The 17,022-nt window shown below is 64.3% G+C and carries 17 protein-coding genes and 1 pseudogene; 15 read left to right on the top strand and 3 right to left on the bottom strand.

Features of this window, described 5'->3' with window-relative positions; genetic code table 11:
- Window positions 1–593 precede the first annotated feature (593 nt).
- The 4 genes and pseudogenes from tnpA to JHW40_RS04265 all read left to right on the top strand — a co-directional run.
- Window positions 594–1,010 carry an IS66-like element accessory protein TnpA gene (tnpA, locus tag JHW40_RS04280; protein ID WP_090613977.1) on the top strand — a complete coding sequence of 139 codons (417 nt, stop codon included), beginning with the start codon at window positions 594–596 and terminating at the stop codon, window positions 1,008–1,010.
- Window positions 1,010–1,363, top strand: coding sequence for an IS66 family insertion sequence element accessory protein TnpB (gene tnpB / locus JHW40_RS04275; protein ID WP_272849064.1), 354 nt, complete (start codon window positions 1,010–1,012; stop codon window positions 1,361–1,363). The genes tnpA and tnpB overlap by 1 nt, the downstream gene beginning before the upstream one ends.
- A 67-nt stretch (window positions 1,364–1,430) precedes the next feature.
- Window positions 1,431–2,900: an IS66 family transposase gene (gene tnpC, locus JHW40_RS04270; RefSeq protein ID WP_272849063.1), complete on the top strand. Its 1,470-nt coding sequence runs from the start codon at window positions 1,431–1,433 to the stop codon at window positions 2,898–2,900.
- Window positions 2,791–3,387, top strand: a pseudogene (locus tag JHW40_RS04265) (RES family NAD+ phosphorylase); the annotation flags it as partial. The gene tnpC and the pseudogene JHW40_RS04265, both read left to right, overlap by 110 nt.
- A gap of 54 nt (window positions 3,388–3,441) precedes the next feature.
- Here JHW40_RS04265 and JHW40_RS04260 read toward each other — a convergent pair.
- Together JHW40_RS04260 and JHW40_RS04255 are read right to left on the bottom strand one after the other, a co-directional pair.
- Window positions 3,442–3,735 (bottom strand): DUF1330 domain-containing protein, encoded by a 294-nt coding sequence (locus tag JHW40_RS04260; RefSeq protein WP_090613863.1) that lies wholly within the window; start codon window positions 3,733–3,735, stop codon window positions 3,442–3,444.
- Window positions 3,732–4,349: a GntR family transcriptional regulator gene (locus tag JHW40_RS04255; RefSeq protein ID WP_244519248.1), complete on the bottom strand. Its 618-nt coding sequence runs from the start codon at window positions 4,347–4,349 to the stop codon at window positions 3,732–3,734. Before JHW40_RS04255 ends, JHW40_RS04260 begins: the two co-directional genes overlap by 4 nt.
- A 39-nt stretch (window positions 4,350–4,388) precedes the next feature.
- Between JHW40_RS04255 and JHW40_RS04250 the strand changes: the two genes are divergently transcribed.
- Window positions 4,389–4,544 (top strand): amino acid synthesis family protein, encoded by a 156-nt coding sequence (locus JHW40_RS04250; protein ID WP_244519247.1) that lies wholly within the window; start codon window positions 4,389–4,391, stop codon window positions 4,542–4,544.
- Window positions 4,545–5,035: 491 nt separating this feature from the next.
- Here the strand turns inward: JHW40_RS04250 and JHW40_RS04245 are convergent, their stop codons facing one another.
- On the bottom strand, window positions 5,036–5,599 hold the full coding sequence (locus tag JHW40_RS04245) for a PAS and helix-turn-helix domain-containing protein (RefSeq protein ID WP_244519246.1): 564 nt from the start codon (window positions 5,597–5,599) through the stop codon (window positions 5,036–5,038).
- A 110-nt stretch (window positions 5,600–5,709) separates the two neighbouring features.
- Here JHW40_RS04245 and JHW40_RS04240 point away from each other — a divergent pair, with 110 nt between their 5' ends.
- The 10 genes from JHW40_RS04240 (at window position 5,710) to JHW40_RS04195 (ending at window position 17,005) form a co-directional block, all read left to right on the top strand.
- Window positions 5,710–6,876: an acetyl-CoA acetyltransferase gene (locus JHW40_RS04240; protein ID WP_090613855.1), complete on the top strand. Its 1,167-nt coding sequence runs from the start codon at window positions 5,710–5,712 to the stop codon at window positions 6,874–6,876.
- Window positions 6,873–8,378 carry an AMP-binding protein gene (locus tag JHW40_RS04235; RefSeq protein WP_090613852.1) on the top strand — a complete coding sequence of 502 codons (1,506 nt, stop codon included), beginning with the start codon at window positions 6,873–6,875 and terminating at the stop codon, window positions 8,376–8,378. The genes JHW40_RS04240 and JHW40_RS04235 overlap by 4 nt, the downstream gene beginning before the upstream one ends.
- A 208-nt stretch (window positions 8,379–8,586) precedes the next feature.
- The gene (locus JHW40_RS04230) at window positions 8,587–9,561 is read left to right on the top strand and encodes a TRAP transporter substrate-binding protein (protein WP_090613849.1); all 975 of its coding nucleotides are present in this window, start codon (window positions 8,587–8,589) and stop codon (window positions 9,559–9,561) included.
- 2 nt (window positions 9,562–9,563) lie between these two features.
- Window positions 9,564–9,932 (top strand): cupin domain-containing protein, encoded by a 369-nt coding sequence (locus JHW40_RS04225; protein WP_090613846.1) that lies wholly within the window; start codon window positions 9,564–9,566, stop codon window positions 9,930–9,932.
- A 44-nt stretch (window positions 9,933–9,976) separates the two neighbouring features.
- Window positions 9,977–10,546 carry a TRAP transporter small permease gene (locus JHW40_RS04220; RefSeq protein ID WP_170851865.1) on the top strand — a complete coding sequence of 190 codons (570 nt, stop codon included), beginning with the start codon at window positions 9,977–9,979 and terminating at the stop codon, window positions 10,544–10,546.
- Complete coding sequence (locus tag JHW40_RS04215; RefSeq protein ID WP_090613841.1) at window positions 10,543–11,820, top strand: TRAP transporter large permease; 1,278 nt, start codon at window positions 10,543–10,545, stop codon at window positions 11,818–11,820. Before JHW40_RS04220 ends, JHW40_RS04215 begins: the two co-directional genes overlap by 4 nt.
- 4 nt (window positions 11,821–11,824) lie before the next feature.
- Window positions 11,825–12,547, top strand: coding sequence for an IclR family transcriptional regulator (locus JHW40_RS04210; protein ID WP_090613838.1), 723 nt, complete (start codon window positions 11,825–11,827; stop codon window positions 12,545–12,547).
- Window positions 12,544–14,616: a hydantoinase/oxoprolinase family protein gene (locus JHW40_RS04205; protein WP_090613835.1), complete on the top strand. Its 2,073-nt coding sequence runs from the start codon at window positions 12,544–12,546 to the stop codon at window positions 14,614–14,616. Before JHW40_RS04210 ends, JHW40_RS04205 begins: the two co-directional genes overlap by 4 nt.
- Window positions 14,616–16,163 (top strand): hydantoinase B/oxoprolinase family protein, encoded by a 1,548-nt coding sequence (locus JHW40_RS04200; RefSeq protein ID WP_090613832.1) that lies wholly within the window; start codon window positions 14,616–14,618, stop codon window positions 16,161–16,163. The genes JHW40_RS04205 and JHW40_RS04200 overlap by 1 nt, the downstream gene beginning before the upstream one ends.
- Window positions 16,163–17,005, top strand: a complete 843-nt coding sequence (locus tag JHW40_RS04195) for an HpcH/HpaI aldolase family protein (RefSeq protein WP_090613830.1) — start codon at window positions 16,163–16,165, stop codon at window positions 17,003–17,005. Before JHW40_RS04200 ends, JHW40_RS04195 begins: the two co-directional genes overlap by 1 nt.
- Window positions 17,006–17,022: the final 17 nt, after the last annotated feature.

Genomic DNA, 17,022 nt, shown 5'->3' with positions numbered 1-17,022 from the left:
GGAAGCACCCGGCGCTGCCATAAGTGTGGAAGATTCCTTAGCTCTAGAAACCCTTTACGGTGACTACTGCTCGGCAACATCTTGGCCAATTACGCAAGAAATATCTGGCTTCAGCAGGGGGATTGAGACGCGCAAATCTGTAAGTAGCACCATTATAACAAGCTGCTTCATCGTCCACTTTCAAGATGGCACTGAGCTACCATTCAGCTTTAAAAGGGCTTGCTCCGCCATCGCATCATCTTGTAGATAAAATCATCTGAAGCTCGTATCTTTTATGGTTATTCAGGTATCCACTTCTCCACATCCAGCTGGTTGATGCTTTGACCCGTGTATGTCATTAAAAACGTACGCGACGGCTGCAGGGGTTGAGCAGTCTCTGGTCTCTCATCCAGTTGCGCCCTGAGCTTGATGTTTCCTGCAATACCTACGTTTTCTGGACGGCCTGTATCTGGCCTAAAGACACAGTGTAATTCTGCTCATGTTACAAGGAGGGTAAGCGCGACGGCGCCCCCCTCCTGCCATTTCTGACCTGATGCCTTCATTCTCCGCGCACATTTGCGGCGGAGGTGTTGGATTTGGAGAGAGACGGCAAAATGGGCGTCCATTTGGACAGCTCGAAGGGCTTTGGGGTTTCCCGGCTTGAGGTGCTTGAAGGGCCGAGTGGTCGGCGGCGACGCACGAAGGCGGAGCGGGCGCGGATCGCGGCGGAGAGCATGATGCCTAGTGTGACGGTGGCCGACGTTGCGCGCAAGCACGGCACGACGCGCTGGCAGATTTACGATTGGCGAAAGCAGCTGCGTAAAGGCAATCTGGTAGTGCCTGAGAGCGTGGCGGCGTTGCCGATCTTCGCGGAGCTGGTGGTCGATGACAGCGCGGCGGATGCGCCGCCGGCGCGAGGCGCGTCCGATGTGGAGATTGTCATCGGCGATATCGTGATCCGTGCCGGCGCTGGTGCCGATGAGGGCCAGCTGACGCGAGCGATCCGCGCGGCACGGGCTGCAGCATCGTGATGTTCGGTCATGGCGGGCCGGTGAAGGTCTTCGTGGCGACGCGGCCGGTAGACTTCCGCAAGGGCATAGATGGGCTGTCGCTGGCGGTGCAGGAAATGTTCGGGATGGATCCGTTCTGCGGAGCCGCCTTCGTCTTCCGAGCGAAGCGGGCGGATCGGATCAAGCTTTTGATCTGGGATCAGACCGGGATGGTTCTGGTTCACAAGCGGCTGGAGGGTGGCAAGTTCGTCTGGCCACAGGTGCGCGACGGGGTCATGCGCATGTCCAGCGCGCAGTTTGCGGCCCTTTTTGAAGGCGTGGATTGGCGGCTGGTCCGACCGGAGCGGGCGCGGCGTCCGCTGGCGGCAGGGTAATCGGAAAGAGCCCGGAAATCCCCATTTTTACTGGAAAAAAGACGCGTTCCGTGATTCACTTCCTGCCATGGATGCCACTGATCTTGCACGCGAAAATGCCCTGCTGAAAGCCCGCCTCGCCGAGGTCGAGGCATCGCTGGCAGAGTCCCAGGAGGCCAATCGGCGGCTGCAGGATATCCTGCGCATTGCGCAGCGCGAGAAGTTCGGCAAGCGCTCGGAGAAGCTGTCGCCGGACCAGTTCAACCTTCCCCTGGAAGATGCCGAATTTGCCCAAGGCGTGCTTGAGGCCGCGCAGGAGAAGGCCGAAGCGGCGATGCAACGGGCCCGCGGTAAAGAGCCGCGCAAGCCGAAGCGCAATCGTGGCCATTTGCCGTCCCATCTGCCAAGGGTCGAGCGCGTGATCGAGCCCGCCAGCACGCTCTGCCCCTGTGGTTGCGGTGAGATGGCAAAGATCGGCGAGGATGTATCCGAGCGGCTGGACGTGATCCCGGCCCAGTTCCGGGTGCTGGTCACGCGGCGCCCCAAATACGCCTGCCGTCGCTGCTCACAGGCCGTGGCACAGGCACATGCCCCCGAGCATGTCGTGCCCGGAGGGCTGCCCACGGAGTTGTTCATCGCCTGGATTATCGTCTCGAAATTCGGCGACCATTTGCCGTTCTACCGTCAGACAGAGATCTTCAAGCGCCAGGGGATCAGCCTCGATCGCGGCACTCTTGGCAACTGGGTCGGCCGCGCGTGTTTCCATCTGATGCCGGTCATCAATCACATGCGCGCCCATCTGCGCGGGGCCGACCGCATCTTCGTGGATGAGACCCGCGCGCCAGTGCTGGACCCGGGCCGCAAGGCCACCAAGAGCGGCTTCTTCTGGGCGGTCGTCGCTGATGACCGTGGTCATGGCGGCGCTGGCCCACCCATCGTGCTGTTCCATTACGCCCCCGGCAGGGGCAAGGCGCACCCGCTGAACTTCCTTGCCGGGTATCAGGGCCGGTTCCTGCAATGCGACGCATATCAGTCCTACAATGCGCTGACGGACATCGCGCGCGACAATGGCCCGTGGCAACTGGTCTATTGCTGGACGCACGTCCGTCGACGCTTCGTGAAGCGCTTCGAGAGCGATGGCTCACCCATCGCCGAAGAAATGCTGCGCCAGATCGCGCTGCTCTACCAGATCGAGAAGACCGTGCGCGGCAAGGATGCAACTGTGCGCCTGGCGGCCCGGTGTGAACATTCGGCCCCGATCATCGCCGCGCTCAAGCCCTGGCTGGAAGCCCAGCTCTCGCGGATCCCGCAGAAATCTCAGCTGGCCGAGGACATCCGCTACACGCTGGGGCACTGGCCAGGTCTGATCCGCTTTCTGGAAGATGGCACTCTGGAACTCGACACCAATCCAGTCGAGAACCAGATCCGCCCGATTGCCCTGACGAGAAAAAATACTGGCCGAGATCGAGGGGATGACCAGTGGACGCCTGCTGGCAGAGCGCGGGCGCAACCCGCATCTGGACCCGCGAGAGCTGGCCTGGCAGCGCCGCAGCTTTGATCTGAGCATTTACGGCGACAGCCATGTCAACGCGGCCTTCACCTATACCCGCACCGGCGGCAACCGTTTCAACACCGAGGCGCGGGGCGCCTGGTATTGCGCCTGGGATGTGATGGTTTCCGTCAGCGAGGTGGCCTGGCACCGGACGCGGGAGCTAGGCTTTACCGGCAGCTTCCATGACAGCGCCCGCTATGTGGAATTGCTGGCGGATTTCATCGGGGTGTTTGACGACCTGACCGATGCGCCGGAACATCCCGCGCTGCATCCTGATCCGGCGGTCGGCTATCCTGAGGGGCAAAGCCTCGCCCAGCATCTGCGGCGGGCGGGATCGCGGGGGCTGATCTACCCTTCGGTGCGCGCGCCCTTACCCGGGGGAAATTGTCTGGTCTGCTTTGAGCCGCGCGCGATCCAGAATGTTCGTCCGGGCGCCTCATGGGATTTGGTCTGGGATGGCACACCGCATTACGCACTGGCGGCTGTCGGTTGATCTGACGGCTGCCGTCACCCCGAGGGCGGCAGGCGGGGCAGTCAGGCGGGGCGATCAGGCGCCCTCGACCCCGTCGACAATCACCACATGGGCGATGCAGGCCTGATCGCGCGCGGCGCGGGCTGCCTGATATTCGGGCGAATGATAGCAATCGCGCGCGGCTTGAAGGCTGGGAAAGGCGATGACCACATGCCGGTCGAGCGATGGGCCCTCCAGCGTCTCCGACAGCCCGCCCCGCGCCAGAAACTGCGCGCCATGCCGGGCGAATGCCGCCGGGGCCAGGGCCTGATATCCGGCATAGGCGGCCGGATCGGTCACTGTGACATGGGCGATCCAATAGGCGGTCATTGCGGCGCCTCGAGGCTTGCGCGGGCGATCTCAGCGGCATCCTTCAGATGGGCATGGACCGCCGCCGCTGCCGCCGCCGGATCGCGGTTGCAGATCGCGGCGCAGATCCGCTGCATATGCGCATGGCCCGAGATGCTGCGGTCTGTGCTGGCCAGCGTGATTGCCCGCAGGCGCGAGATACGACCGTTCAGGCGCTGCACGATTTCCCATGCGACCTCATGCCCGGCGGCGGTAAAGATCACCTCGTAAAAGCTGGTCGTGGCGGCCAGCAATCCATCGGGCCGACCGCTGCCTTTGGCCAGCTGCATCCCGTCCAGCGCGGCACGCAACCGCGCCTCGACCACGGGATCGGCTGCGGCGGCACAGGCTGCGGCGGCCTCTGCCTCCAGCAGGCGGCGGATATCGTAGATCTGACGCGCGCGCGGCCAGTCCAGCGTTGCCACCACGGGGCCGCTGCGGGGCAGGGTCTCCACCGGACCCTCGGCCTCCAGATAGCGGATCGCCTCGCGCACGACCGACCGGGAAACGCCCAGCTGGTCGCAGAGGCTGCGCTCCACCAGCCGGTCTCCGCTGGCAAAACGGCCGGTCACGATGGCCTGCCGCAAACGATCCACCGCCAGTTCGCGCAGAGTCTGGGTGAATTGCTGACCGGGATGATCCTTGAGGCGGCAGGCGGCGGCGACAAGGTCGAGGGTTATGGCAAGGCCGCCGTTGTCGGGCTGGACGGCGAGCTGGAACATGCCAATGCCATGATCAGATCGCGTTGGCCGGTTTCATGCATCCATTGTTTCCGGATTGTCCGCGACTGAGTCAACACCGCCCCTGGGCGTGCCTCGGCGCGGATCGCGGTAAGAGTGAAACGGACGAAAATACAAGTAAGATATTGATATATAACAATTATAACTGGAATCAAAAATATCAGTGGTCACTAAGTGTGTGTATAATGGTCAAAACAGGGGTATAATGGACGTTATCTGGGTGGATCCACACACACGCTAGGCGCGGATGTCGATAAAAGCCGATAATCATTGTTATGTAACATAGTGGCCTGGGTACTTTCCCCACCAGCGCCAACTGAACAGCAAACCACCCATGCAAATTGAAGCACGTGGGCGGCTGGTTGCTATTCAATAAGGCGTCAACCCTAGAAACCCAAGCAAGGCCCCTACCGTCTCGCGGATATAGGTTCGGCCAGATCTCCGGGATCACCGGCGCGGTGGTGTTTCCGGCCTCGGATGCCGCGGCGCTGATGACGGCCCGCGCCCTGATGCCGGGTGGCGGCCGGACGGCGGATTGCGCGTCAGCCGCCGCCCGCATCCAGCCCCGGAATGCCCGCCAGACGGGCCACGCATTCGGCGGTGTTGCGCACCTCCAGCTTGGCGTTCAGCTTTTGCCGGTGCGCCTCGACCGTGCGCGGCGAGATCGACAGCGCCCGGGCGATATCCTTGCTGGTGCGCCCCTCGACCAGCAGCATCGCCACCTGACGTTCGCGCCGTGTCAGCTGTACCAACGGGCGGGCTGCGGAGATATCGGTCATGCTCCAGACCGCGCGGCTGAAGGGATTGGCGGCATCCAGCGACTGGCCCTGAACCCGGCACCAGAAATGGCTGCCATCGCGGCGGCGCATGACGCGTTCATCGTCATAGCGCCCGGTGGCTTTCATCTCGGCCAGCCCGATGCGCCCGATCCGGTCATATTCCTCGGTCGAAGGATAAAGCAGCGCAAGGCGCCTGCCCTGCAGGTCCTGCATCCGGTAGCCAAAGATCGCCGCGAAACGCGCGTTGCACAGGTCGATCCTGCGGTTGGCCGTGACGACCAGACCGACGGGCGCATTGGCAAAGCCCAACTGGGCCAGATCATCCACGGTGGGTATCCACGGGGGCATCTCCCTGCAACGGACAAAACCGCGTAGTTTCACGGATTGGCCACCACTCCGGCCCCGATACTATCTGCCGGATCCGGAGGAGGAAAGTCATGGATGCAAGGATCGTGGGCTGGGGGCACACCCCCTTTGGTCGCCATGAGGACAGTCTTGAGGCGCTGATCGTCACCGCCGCGCGCGAGGCCATCGCCTCGGCGGGCCTTGAGGCTGCGCAGATCGACGGTATCTGGCTGGGCCATTTCAACGCAGGCATGGTGCGCGACGGCTTTGCGGCCTCGCTGGCCCTGCAGGCAGATGACGCGCTGCGTTTCACCCCCGCCACGCGGCTGGAGAATGCCTGCGCCAGCGGCTCGGCCGCGATCCATGCCGCCCGCAATGCCATCCGCGCAGGCGAGGCGCGCATCGCGCTGGTGATCGGCGCCGAAAAGATGACCGGGCTGGATACGGCGGGCGTGACCGATGCGCTGATGCAGGCGGGCTATGCCGCCGAAGAGGACGGGCAGAGCTTTCCGCGCATCTTCGCCCGTTTCGCCGAGGCCTATTTTCAGGCCAATGGCGACCAGAGCCGGGCTCTGGCCCGGATCGCCGCCAAGAACCACCGCAATGCGCTGGACAATCCGCTGGCGCATCTGCGCAAGGATCTGGGCGAGGAATTCTGCGCGACCGTCTCTGACAAGAACCCGATGATTGCCCCGCCGCTGCGGCTCAGCGACTGTTCGTTGATCTCGGACGGTGCGGCGGCGCTGATCCTTGTGGCCGAGGATCTGGCGACGGAATTCGATCATGCCATCGGCTTTCGCGCGGCGGTGCATCTGAACGATTACCTGCCGATGTCGCGCCGCGACCTGCTGGCATTTGAAGGCCCCACACGGGCCTTTGCACAGGCCTATGCTCGCGCCGGGATCACGGTCGATGATCTGGATTTCGCCGAGGTGCATGATTGCTTCACCATCGCCGAACTGCTGACCTATGAGGCGATGGGGCTGGCCCCGCAGGGCCGCGGTGCCGAGGCGATCAACTCTGGCCGGGTGCTCAAGGGTGGTGGGTTGCCTGTGAACCTTTCGGGCGGGCTGAAAGCCAAGGGGCATCCGGTCGGGGCCACCGGGGTCTCGATGCATGTGCTGGCCGCGCGGCAGCTGGCGGGCACCGCCGGGGCCATGCAGGTGCCCGATGCCCGGCTGGGCTGCGTGTTCAACATGGGCGGATCGGCTGTGGCCAGCTATGTCTCGATCCTCGAACGCATGGGAGGCCGGGCATGAACCCGGCGGAATGGCTGCAACGCAGCGCTGAACGCGGGCCGGACCGGCCTGCCCTGATGCTGGGGACCGATCTGGTTGCGGATTATGCAGGCTTTCGCGACCGCGCCTTTGCCGCCGCCGGGGCGCTGCAAGCACAGGGCCTGCAGCCCGGCGACCGGGTGGCCATCTTTGCCGCCAACAGCCCCGATTATCTGGTGGCGCTTTATGCCATCTGGGCCATGGGCGCCGTGGCCGTGCCGATCAATGCCAAACTGCACCCGCGTGAGGCCGCGTGGATCGTGGCTGATGCAGGCGCGGCGCTTGTCATGGTCGATGCCGCACATGGGCAAGCGCTGTCCAGCCTATGTGCCGATATCCGCTGTCTGTTTCTCGATGGGCCGGACTGGCAGGCGATGCAACAGGGCGCGCGCGCCACGATCCATCCCACCGATCCGCAGGATCTGGTCTGGATTTTCTACACCTCGGGCACGACCGGCAAGCCCAAGGGGGTGATGCTGACATCGGCCAATCTGGTCGCCATGTCACTGTGCTACATGGCCGATGTCGATCCCGTCACGCCGGATGACGCGGCGCTTTATGCGGCGCCGATGTCCCATGGTGCCGGGCTCTACAATTTCATGCATGTGATGCAGGGGGCGCGGCATGTGGTGCCGCCCTCGGGCGGGTTTGACGCGGCAGAGGTACTGGCGCTGGCGGCCCGTCTGGACAATGTCTCGATGTTCGCCGCGCCGACCATGGTGCGCCGTCTGGTTGAGGCTGCACGCGCCAGCAGCAGCCGGGGTGAGGGCCTGCGCACCGTCGTCTATGGCGGCGGGCCGATGTATGTCGCCGATATCATCGAGGCGGTCGAGGTGCTGGGCCCGCGTTTCGTGCAGATCTATGGTCAGGGCGAATGCCCCATGGCGATCAGCGCCCTGTCGCGGGCCGAGGTGGCCGACCGCAGCCATCCCGACTGGCGGATGCGGCTGGGCTCGGTCGGGCGGGCGCAATCCGCCGTGCGGCTGCGCATCGCAGATGCCGATGGCAGACCCCTGCCCCAGGGCGAGGTGGGCGAAATTCTGGTGCAGGGTCTGCCGGTAATGGCCGGCTACTGGCGCAACCCCGAGGCCAGCGCGACCACGCTGCGCAACGGCTGGCTCTGGACCGGCGATATGGGGCGGATTGATCCGGATGGCTGCCTGACCCTGCATGACCGGTCCAAGGATGTGATCATCTCGGGCGGCACCAACATCTACCCGCGCGAGATCGAGGAGGCGCTGCTGGAACATCCTGCCGTGCTGGAAGTCTCGGTCATTGGCCGTGCAGATGCAGAATGGGGCGAGGTTCCGGTGGCCTGTATCGTGACCGGACCGGCACAACCAACCCCTGCGGAACTGGATCAGCACTGTCTGGATCGCATCGCGCGGTTCAAGCGGCCCAAGGAATATGTGTTCCTCGGATCGTTGCCCAAGAACAATTATGGCAAGGTTCTCAAGACCTTGCTGCGTGAAACCGCAATCTGATCCAGCCTTGCGGAATGGCCTGCCATCTCGCGCCGCGACCAGTGGCGCGGGCTTTCGCATGTCCGCGCCACGGCCGCGACAGGCCTTCGCACATGCAGCGACGATTTTTGCAGCAAAGGACAGCATGCAGGATTGACAAAATCCCACAGCTTGTTTCAGTATTAAATAACGTGTTTTGCTAAGCGAAACAAGAGGGAGGAGAAAGAAAATGAGGAAATATCTGCTGACAGCGGCTTTTGCCCTGTTGCCCTTTGGGGCGGCGGCGCAGGAAGTAACGATCAAGATGGGTCATGCGGCCTCGTCCCAGCACCTGTTTCAGGACGGGCTGGAGATGTTTGCCGAAAAGGTCGCGGCCAAGACCGATGGCGCCATTGCCATCGAAGTGTTTGGCGACCGCCAGCTGGGTGATGACAAGCAATTGCTGGAGGGGCTGCAGATCGGCTTGATCGAGGGCGCGCTGGTCTCGTCGCCAACCCTGCCGCTGGTGCTGGGCATCCAGGCCTTCGACGCGCTGCAACTGCCCTTCGCCGTGCAGGATTACGGCCAGATCGCCGAGGTTCTGGGATCGGATCTCGGGGCCGAACTGCTGGCGACGCTGGACGACAAGTCGATCAAGGGTCTGGGCTTTGTCGAGGCCGGGCAGCGGCATTTCCTGTCCCGCCAGCCGGTGGCCTCCACCGCCGATTTCGCGGGCCTCAAGACGCGGATCGTACCGATCCCGCTGCATGAGGCCACATGGCACGCCGTGGGTGTCAGCCCGATCGGCATGGCTTATGGCGAGGTCTATTCGGCGCTGGAAACCGGCACGATTGATGCGGTCGAAATCAACCTGTCTTCGGTCCAGTCCGAAAGCCTGCATGATGCCGCCAAGCATGTGACCCTGACTGGGCATTACTTCTGGCCGGGCATCGTGATGGTATCGGGCCGCGTCTGGGAGGGTTTGAGCGATGAGCACAAGGCCGCCCTGCAGGAAGCCGCGCAGGAAACCACCGCCGAGGCCTATGCCCATGCCGCTGCACAGGAAGACGATACCCGCAGCTATCTGGAAGCAAATGGCGTCACTGTCACCGACCTGTCCGACCTTGACCGGATGCTGGAACTGACAGCGCCGGTGGTCACCGAATGGTCAGACAAGGATCCGCTGATCGGCAAGTTCCGCGATGCCTATGGCGCAGGCCAGTAACCATGACCGGACCGAAAATCTACCGCTGGTCCGAGCTGCCGCGTGAAGACGTGCGGCCGGGCGTATCGCGCACTGCCTTTCGGGGTGAAAACTCGGTGATGGTCATGAACTGGCTGGAACCGGGTATGGAAAAGCGGCCCCATTCGCATCCGTTCGAACAGCTGGCCTATATCCTGTCCGGCCGGGTGCGTTTCGAGATCGGCGATGAGGTGGTCGAGGTCGGCGCGGGCGAGGTGCTGCGCATTCCGCCGGATGTCGTTCATTGCGGCGAGGCGATGGGCGACGAGGTGGCGGTCAATCTTGATGTCTTTGCCCCGCCCCGTGCGGATTACCTGCATCTGACGCGGTATCAGGACGAGGATTTCGGCTGACCGCCATGATTTTGGCTGAACGCCGAACGGGAAGGAGAGATGACATGACATTGCTGGCGCTTGAACGTCCGCTCCGCCTTGCCTTGCGCTATCTGCTGATCGGTCTGATTGGCGGGCTGCTGGCGCTGATGACCACCCAGATCGCCCTGCGCTACGGCTTTAACGCCTCCCTGCTCTGGGCCGAGGAGGTCTGCCGCTACCTGCTGATCTGGATCGCCTTTCTGGCCGTTGTCCTGGCCTTTGAGCGTGGCGAGATCGCCGCACTCGGCTTTCTGGGCGCGCTGTTGCCGCGCAGGCCCGCCCTGGCGCTGGCCATGTTCTGCACGCTGCTGTCCATCGGGCTGAGCCTGCTGCTGGTCTGGTATGGCTGGCGGTTTGCACAGATGGCCGGTGGCGCGGCGATCCCCGCGCTCGGCTTCATCCTGCGCGACATCTTTGGTGCCGCCGCCCCGCCGACACCCGGCACTTTCTGGGTCTATGCGGCGCTGCCCGTGGGTATGGGCCTGCTGGCGCTGCGGCTGATCGCTGATCTGGTGCTTTGCTTCCGCACCATAGCGGCGGGCGGCACCGTGGCCGACATCATCGGCGACCGCACCGGAGGATCGCATCAATGACCCTGTATCTTGCCATATTCGCGCTTTGCATGATCCTGGGCGTGCCGATCGCCTTTTCACTGGGCCTCGCCTCGGTCGCCTATCTGTTCGCCTATGACCAGTGGCAGCTGATGATCGGCTTTCCGCAAAAGATGATCGCGGGCATCGACAATTTCGTGCTTCTGACCATCCCGTTCTTCATTCTGGCCGGCAATCTGATGAATTCCGCCGATCTGACCCGGCAGATCGTGCGCTTTGCCCAGATGCTGGTGGGCCGCGTCCGGGGTGGGCTGGCGGTGGTGAATGTCGTGGCCTCGATGATGTTTTCGGGCATCTCGGGCGCGGCCACATCCGAAGCCTCGGCCATCGGCTCGGTGATGATCCCGGCGATGGTGCGCGACGGCTACAAGGCGGCCTATGCCGCAGCCCTGACGGCGGCCGGGTCGATCCTCGGCTCGCTGGTGCCGCCCTCGCTGTCGCTGATCCTTTATGGCGTGCTGACCGGCACCTCGATTGCCGATCTGTTTCTGGCGGGCATCCTGCCAGCGTTCCTGATCTGCGGGCTGCTGATCGGCTATGCCCTGTGGCGCGCACGGGTCGAGGATCATCCCATGCCCCAGCCCGTCCCGCGCGAAGAGCGGCTCGGGCTGGCGATGCGGGCGATCCCTGCCCTGCTGCTGCCGGTCATCATCGTCGGCGGCATCCGCTCGGGCGCCTTCACGCCGACCGAGGCGGCGGCGGTCGCGGCGCTTTATGCGCTGATCATCGGTGGCTTGCTCTATCGCACCCTGTCGCCCGGCAAGATCGGTCAGGCCTTCTATGATACGGCCACGATGACCGCCGGGGTGATGCTGATCGTCGCCATGGCCTCGATGACATCCTTCATTCTGGGGATCGAGAATATTCCGCGCAGCATTGCCGCGCAGTTGGTCTCGGTCAGTGACAACCCCTGGGTGCTGATCCTGCTGCTCAATCTGGTGCTGCTGGTTCTGGGCCTGTTTCTGGAGCCGCTGGCGGCGCTGGTGCTGGCCATGCCGATCCTGAACGAGGTGTTTCCGCTGCTGGGCCTCGATCCGGTGCAATTCGGGGTCATGGTGGTGCTGAACCTGATGATCGGGCTGATCACCCCGCCGGTCGGTCTGTGCCTGTTCATCGTGTCAGCCATCTCGCGCGCGCCGCTGGAGCGGGTCTCGCTCGCCATTCTGCCGATGATCGGGATCTGCCTTTTCGTGCTGCTCATGGTGGCTGCGGTGCCCTCGCTGTCGCTGTTGCTGCCACAAATTCTGAACAGGTGATGTGATGACCGAGTCCCCGACAAACCAGTCCACCGTTGCGGCCTTTGCCATTCTCGAGGAAATGGCCACCCATTCCGAACCCTCACGCGTGACAGATCTGTCCAATGCGCTGGGGATGCCCCGGGCGCGGATCTACCGCTATCTGCAAACCCTCGTCTCGCTGGGCTATGTGCGGCAGGATCCTGCGACCGAACGCTACCGCCTGACGCTCAAGCTGTTTCACCTGGGGCAGGCCATTGCCGATGGCACCCAGCTGACCAGCGTGGCGCGTCCGGTGATGGGCGCGATGCGCGACCGGACCTGCAAGACCGTGACGCTGTCGATCCCCGAAGATGACGGCATGCGGGTGATCGACATCGTGCGCATGGAAATGCCGGTGCAGATCATCACCAAACCCGGCGCGCTCTTGCCCTTCGACCGGTCTGCACAGGGCAAGGTGGCGCTGGCCTTCGGCGCGCTGGCGGTCAAGACACCCGCCGCGCTGGAAGATGAGATCGCCCGCACCCGCCAGACAGGCTGGGCCGTGGCGCCCGAACAGACGCTGCCCGGCGTCAATGCCATCTCGGCACCGATCTTCGATGTGGAGCGTCGCTTTGTCGCGACGATCACCATCGTCGGCTCGATCCAGGACATCGAACCCGAACCGGCGGCGGAGCTGATTGCCGCCGTCATGGAGGCGGCACGAACCATTTCGTCCGACCTCGGCTGCAAGGAGTATCCTCTATGACCCGCTATTCGCTCGCCATTGATATTGGCGGCACATTCACCGATGCCGTGCTGCTGGCATCCGACGGCCGGGCCTTCGTCGACAAGACGCTGACCACGCATAACAACCTGCTGGAAGGTTTTTTCCGCGGCGTGGAACTGGTGACCGGCCGCGCCGGAATCGGCCCCGCAGAGGTTGATGATGTGGTGGTCCACGCGACCACGGTCGTCACGAATGCCCTGATCGAGCGTAAAGGCCCGCCGGTGGCGCTGCTGCTGACCGAAGGGTTCCGCGACATCCTCTATATCCGTGAGGAACATCGCTATGACATGTATGATCCACAGATCGAATTTGCCGAACCGCTGATCCCGGCAGAGCGCACCTTTACCCTGAAAGAGCGCGTCTATGCCGATGGCAGCGTGGGCATGCCGGTCGATCCCGAAGAGGTGCGCGCCGTGATCGCCGCCTGCCGTGCCAAGGGCATCGTTTCGGTCGCCGTCTGCTTTCTGAACGCCTATCGCAACGGCGCGAACGAAGAACAGGTGCGCGAGATCTTCGCGCGGGAGGCGCCCGAGATCTATGTCTCGCTCTCATCGGTCATCGCGCCGCAGATGCGCGAATATCTGCGCGCCTCGACCGTGGCGATCAATGCCTATACCGTGCCGATCACCCGGCCCTATCTGACCGCGCTGATCGACGAGCTGAAGGCCCGCAACTTCACCCAGCAGCCGCTGATCATGCTGTCCAACGGCGGTGTCATCGGTGCCGAACGCGCCAGCACCATGCCCGTGCGGATGATCGAAAGCGGCCCGGCAGCCGGGGCGCTGGTGGCCTGCTATTTCAGCCGCATCTTCGGGATTGCCGATCTGATCTCGTTCGACATGGGCGGGACCACGGCCAAGGCCTGTATGGTGCAGAACCACGAACCGCTGGTGACCGGCACATTCGAGGTGGACCGCCGCTATCGTTTCAAGCCCGGTTCCGGCATGCCGATCACCGTCCCCTCGATCGACATGATCGAGATCGGCGCCGGTGGTGGCTCCATCGCCTCGGTCAATGATCTGGGCCTGCTGAAGATCGGGCCGGAAAGCGCGGGCTCCATGCCCGGGCCGGCCTGCTACGGGCGCGGCGGCACCGACCCCTGCGTGACCGATGCCGATCTGGTGCTGGGCATCCTGAATGCCGACCGGTTTCTGGGCGGTGACATGGTGCTGGATCTGGGCGCGGCGCAGGCCGCCTATGACGGACTGGGCGCCGATCTGGGCCTGTCGCGCGAACAGGCGGCCTGGGGTGTTTTCCAGCTGGTCTGCGAACAGATGGCCGCCGCAACCCGCACCCATGCGACCGAACGCGGCATCGACTATCGCGGCCTGCCGCTTCTGGCATTTGGCGGCGCCGGGCCGGTCCATGCCTGCATGGTGGCCGAACTGACCGAAAGCCCCAAGGTGATCTATCCGCCGCTGGCCTCGGTTCTGTCGGCCTTCGGCACGCTGGTCACGCCCGCGCAGATTGATCTTGTCCGCAGCCATGTGGCCCTGCTGGAGGCGCTGGACTGGGATGCGGTGACGCAGGTTCTGGACAGCATGACCGCCGAGGGCGCGCTGGCGCTGGGTGAGGCCGGTATCCGCGAGGAAGACTATACTTTCGGGTTCTCGGTCGAGATGCGCTATCTGGGCCAGCAATCCGAAGTGCGGGTGCATCTGACCGAAGATCCGCGCGAAAGCCGCGACATCGCCGCGATCCAGCAGTTGTTCGAGGCAGAATATGCCCGGCAATACGGGCTGAAACTCGGTGACATGAAGATCGAGATCGTCAACTGGCTGGTCACGGCCAGCGGACGCCAGCCCGAGCGCAGCACCGCACAGGCCGGGGCCACCGGCAGCCGCCATACAGAGACCCGGCCGGTCTTCCTGCGCGGTCAGGCGCGCGACGTGCCGGTCTGGCAACGCGCCACCATCGGGCCGGACGACCGCATCGAGGGCCCGGTCATCATCGAGGAACGCGAAACCACGATCTTCGTCCTGGAGGACTGGGTGGTCACGCGGCACGACAGCGGCAGTCTGGTCGCGGAAAAGAAGGAAGAAAACTGATGGACGGCGTCGAACTGCAGATCCTCTGGAGCAACCTCATCGGCATCGTCAGCGAGCAGGCCCGCGCGCTGCAACGCATTGCCTTCAGCCCCATCGTGCGCGAGGCGGGCGATCTGGCCAACGGCCTGTTCGATGAACAGGCCCGCATGGTGGCGCAGGCTGTGACCGGCACGCCCGGGCATATCAACTCGCTGGCGGCGGCGGCGCGGAACCTGTTGGCACATTGCGATGCCGACAGCCTGCGCCCCGGCGATGTGCTGATCACCAATGATCCCTGGATGTCGGCTGGGCATTTCTTTGACATCACCGTGCTCTCGCCGATCTTTCGCAATGACCGGATCATCGGCTATGCCGGGTCCACCATCCACCACAGTGATATCGGCGGTTATGGCATCGGCTCGGGCGCGCGTGACATCCACGAAGAGGGCCTGTGGATCCCGCCGATGAAGCTCTATGATGCGGGCCAGCCGAATGAGACGCTGTTCGCGATCCTGCGGCGCAACGTGCGCACCCCCGATGCGCTGCTGGGCGATCTGGGCGCGCAGGTTTCCTCGGGTATCATCGCATCGGACCGGCTGAACGCGCTCTGCGACCGTTATGGCATCGAGGATATTGCCCGGCTGTCCGAGGAAATCATCTCGCGCTCCGAAAAGGCCACGCGCGATGCGATCCGCAAGCTGCCGGGCGGCACCTACCACGGTGCCTCGCACTTTGACGTGCCGGGCGGCGAGGTGATCGAGCTGAAGACCGCCGTCACCATCGACGCAGAGGCGGGCGAGATCACCATTGATTTCGAAGGCTCCTCCGGCCCCAGTGCCATGGGGATCAATGTGGTGCCAGCCTATACCCATGCCTATGCGACCTTCGCCGTGCGCTCCACGCTCAACCCCGACCTGCCCAACAATGCGGGCAGTCTGGCGCCGATCCGGCTGAAACTGCCTGACAGCTGTGTGGTGAATGCCAAATATCCCTCGCCGGTCAATGCCCGCCATGTGGTCGGCATGTATGTGCCCTTCCCGATCCTGAAGGCGTTGGCGCAGGTGGTGCCCGATGCCGTGGTGGCCGAAGGCTCCGGCGCGGTCTGGACCGTGCAGATCCAGGGGCGCGATGCACAGGGCAAGCCCTTCACCTCGTCGATGTTCAACTATTCCGGCGGGATGGGTGCGCGGGCGACCAAGCCGGGGATTTCGGCGGTCTGCTATCCGACCGGCGTTTCAGCCGTGCCGGTCGAGGTGCTGGAGGCATCCTATCCGATCGCCTTCACCTGCAAGGAGCTGGAACATGGCACCGGCGGCGCCGGGCGGCAACCCGGCGGCGATGGCCAGCGCATCGGTTACCGGATGCGGACCGAGCGGCCATGGATCCTGAACACCATCCCCTCGCGGCTGGCCTCCGGTCCCGAAGGGCTGGATGGCGGGATGCCGGGCAGCAAGGGCGTGTTCCGCATCAACGGGCAGGATGTCACCGACACCCGCAAGCGCGAGATGCAGCCGGGCGACGAGGTCTTCATGATCACGCCCGGCGGCGGCGGCTACGGGGCGGCGTGATGGCGGATCAGCCAGAGCACCAGCCGGATCAGGTGGCTGGTCATGCGCCCGGCCAGCGGCCCGATATCCGGCAGATCTTCGTGCGGCGGCTGCGGGACAGGCAGCCGCTGGCGGGCAGTTTCGTGAAATCGCCTGATCCGGCCGGGATCGAGATTCTGGCCGGATCGGGGTTCGACTTTGCCATAGTCGATGCCGAACATGCCGCCATGGGCCGGGCCGAGATTGCCCTGCTGGTCATGGCGGGCCGGGCGGCGGGCCTGCCGGTTCTGGTGCGGATACCCGAACGGGGCGGGCATTGGATTGCCACCGCGCTGGATGCGGGCGCGGCGGGGATCGTCGCGCCGCAGGTCGACAGCCGGGCCGAAGCTGAGGCGCTGGCGCAGGTCATGCGCTTTGGCATGGGCGGGCGCGGCTTTTCCCCCTCCACCGCCGCTGCGGGCTATGGGCGCACCGGCATCGCCGCGCATCTGGCGGGGCAGCCGCAACAGACCGCGCTGATCTGCCAGATCGAAAGCGCGGCGGGTGTTCAGGCGGCAGGCGCGATTGCCGCGGTCGAGGGCGTGGACGGGCTGTTGCTGGGTCCGGTGGATCTGGCGGTCAGCCTGGGCGAAACCGATACCGGGGCGGCTGGCGTCATGCAGCTCTGCCGTGACACCATCGCGGCGGGCACCGGTCAGGGCTGTGCCGCCGGGCTGTTTCTGGGCGATCCCGCAACCGCGCGTGGCTGGCTGGAGCAAGGGGCAAGCCTGCTTGTGCTGGGGTCCGATCAGGCCTTCCTGCGCCAGTCGGCAGACCGGGCCATGGCGGGCTATCGTCAGGCCCTGACTGCGGGCGGGGGCTGACCGGCACTGCAGACCAA

It is taken from the genome of Paracoccus alcaliphilus (assembly GCF_028553725.1).
Classification (GTDB): domain Bacteria; phylum Pseudomonadota; class Alphaproteobacteria; order Rhodobacterales; family Rhodobacteraceae; genus Paracoccus; species Paracoccus alcaliphilus.
The sequence above is the reverse complement of the archived record's forward strand: the minus strand, read 5'-3'. Positions and strand labels throughout refer to the sequence as shown.